Origin of the sequence: Herbaspirillum lusitanum P6-12, from assembly GCF_000256565.1 — a bacterium.
Lineage (GTDB): Bacteria > Pseudomonadota > Gammaproteobacteria > Burkholderiales > Burkholderiaceae_D > Herbaspirillum > Herbaspirillum lusitanum.
This window is the reverse complement of sequence record NZ_AJHH01000441.1, coordinates 1-2,269: the sequence shown is the minus strand read 5'-3', so window position 1 is coordinate 2,269 and position 2,269 is coordinate 1. Positions and strand designations below refer to the sequence as shown.

3 protein-coding genes are annotated in these 2,269 nt (G+C 63.9%); 2 read left to right on the top strand and 1 reads right to left on the bottom strand.

What is annotated here, in order from left to right; genetic code table 11:
* Both HLUSI_RS0114155 and HLUSI_RS0114150 read left to right on the top strand, forming a co-directional pair.
* The coding region (locus HLUSI_RS0114155) for a zinc-binding dehydrogenase (RefSeq protein ID WP_016834589.1) at nucleotides 1-487 on the top strand (487 nt) is incomplete at its 5' end.
* A gap of 204 nt (nucleotides 488-691) precedes the next feature.
* Nucleotides 692-1,822, top strand: coding sequence for a branched-chain amino acid ABC transporter substrate-binding protein (locus tag HLUSI_RS0114150; RefSeq protein ID WP_016834588.1), 1,131 nt, complete (start codon nucleotides 692-694; stop codon nucleotides 1,820-1,822).
* A gap of 26 nt (nucleotides 1,823-1,848) precedes the next feature.
* Here the strand turns inward: HLUSI_RS0114150 and HLUSI_RS0114145 are convergent.
* Nucleotides 1,849-2,269, bottom strand: a 421-nt coding sequence (locus HLUSI_RS0114145; RefSeq protein ID WP_016834587.1) for an aldose epimerase family protein, incomplete at its 5' end; no start/stop codon positions are given.

The following is a 2,269-nucleotide window of genomic DNA, read 5'->3' as shown; positions in this document are numbered from 1 at the left end:
GGGCGCGCACGTGATCGGCACCGTCAGCAGCGACGAGAAAGCGGCGTTGGCACAGTCGCGCGGACTCGACCAGGCGATCAATTATCGCGAGCAGGATTTCGTCGCGGCGGTACGCGAGTACACCGGCGGCCTCGGTGCGGACATCGTGGTGGACGGCATCGGCGGCGCGCATTTCCTGCGCAGCATCGAGGCGACCAGGAGCGGCGGCATGGCCGTCACGATCGGTTCGATTTCAGGCGAAGGCGCACCGGCCGAGGCGCTGGCGGCAGCGCAGTTGCGCGGCGTATTGATGGAGCGTCCGAGCATCCTGTCCTTCAGCAAGGACCTTCCGCAATATCGTCTCGCCACCGCGGCCGCGATGATGCAATTGCAAGCAGGACTGGCCATCGACGTCGCCGGACGCCTGCCGTTGGCGCAGGTTGCCGAGGCGCACCGTTTGCTGGAAACGGGTGCGGCGCAAGGCGCATTGTTGCTTGAGATGAATTGAGCGCAGACGGTACCAGCGTGCAGTTGTGATTGTTGTGGTCGTTGTGGTTGTTGTGGCTGTTGCACAACGCTGCGTGCGGGGCGCAGCTTGAGAATAGAAGGAGCAATACCGCGTTCATTGTCGTAAAGACAATTCGCGGCGCGCGCACAATGAATCGATTACCAATGAGGCCGCAGTTCTAAAGCGCGGAAGCGGGGGAATTCGATGAAACTGAGCATCTTGTTGCCGGCGCTCTTCCTGGCCGCTGCGGCGCACGCCCAATCTATCGGCGCGAATGAACAGCTGGTGCTGGTGGGTGTCGCCGCGCCGCTGACATCGCCGCGTACGGAGAGCGGCATCGCCGCCGTCAGGTTGGCGTTCGATGAAGCCAACCGCCGCGCCATTCGCATCGGCGGCAAGCAACTGGTGTTTCGCCTGCTGGTGGAGGACGACAAGGGCGACGCCATGTTCGCTGCGCCCATCGCGCAATACTTCATCCGTTCCAAAGTGGTGGGTGTGATCGGCCATTGGAACAGCGGCCCCAGCATCGCCGTGGCGGGGCTCTATAGCGCGGCCGGCATTCCGCAGATTCCGATGGCGACCACCAGCAGCCGCTTCACTCAGGACGGTCTGCGCAGCATCTTCCAGGTGCAGGGACACGATGGCGTCGGCGCCGTGCGCCTGGCGGAATTCGTGGTCCGGCATTTGCAGGCCGCCCGGATAGCCGTGATCGAGGACGGGACCGCATACGGCACCGATTTCGCCGATTCTTTTGTCTCCGGAGTGCGGCGCGCCGGCGGCCTCATCGTCAGCCGCGAGGCCATCAGCAGCAAGACCTCGGATTTCAATCCCGCGCTGAACAACGTGCAGAAAGCCAATGCCGATGTGATCGTGTTCGGGGGCGTCGTGACGCAAAGCGCCTTGCTCGCGCGCAGCATGATGCGGCGGGACATGAACATCCGGCTGGTGGGCACCGGCGGTACCGCGACCGGCCTGTTCCTGCAACTGGCGGAAGGGGTGCAAGGCAATGTATGGGCGCTGGAGACCGGCGTGCCGCGCGATCGTCTTCCGGGCTGGCGCGAGTTCAACGACAAGATGCACAGCCGCTTCCAGGGCGAGATCACGCATTACGCCCTGTTCGCCTACGATGCCGCCAACGTCCTCGTCGCCGCCATCCAGAAGGCCGGCTCGCTCGACCCGAAAGCCGTCACGATCGCCTTGCACGAAATCCGCTACCCCGGATTGACCGGCATCCTGTCCTTCGATGCGAACGGCGCGCTGATCAACCCGGTGTACACGATCTATCGCCTGGATCAGGGCAAATGGTCGGTGGAAAAAATGCTGCAGGAAAAATGAAGCACCGAGGTGAGGCAGAGAAGCAATCAGCCCGCGCGCGTGAGGCGCTGCAAACCGCGCCATGTGGCCTGTGGCGACAAGCGCACCGGATGCTCGATCTGCGCCGCTTCGATGCACAGCATGCGCGTCCAGTCCTGCGCCGGCATGTCGCCGAGCTGGGCGGCCTTGGCCGGACCGGGATTCCAGATCACGCTGTCGGCGAAACCTTGCTGTTCGAGTTGCAGGAACGGCTTGCCGTCTTGTTGCAGCGCCAGAGCCGCCGGCGCCGCCCAATAGATGTTGTCGGTTTCGTCAGCGATGCGCAGCACGCTGCCGTCGTGGATCGCTTCATCATTGCCGGCGGTGGTGTCGGTAAACCGCACCTTGCCGAGTTGCGTCACGCCGGCGTTGCGTACGTCGGGCGTGGCCAGATAGGTATGCAGCGCCGTGGTGAAATCGAAGGCGCCG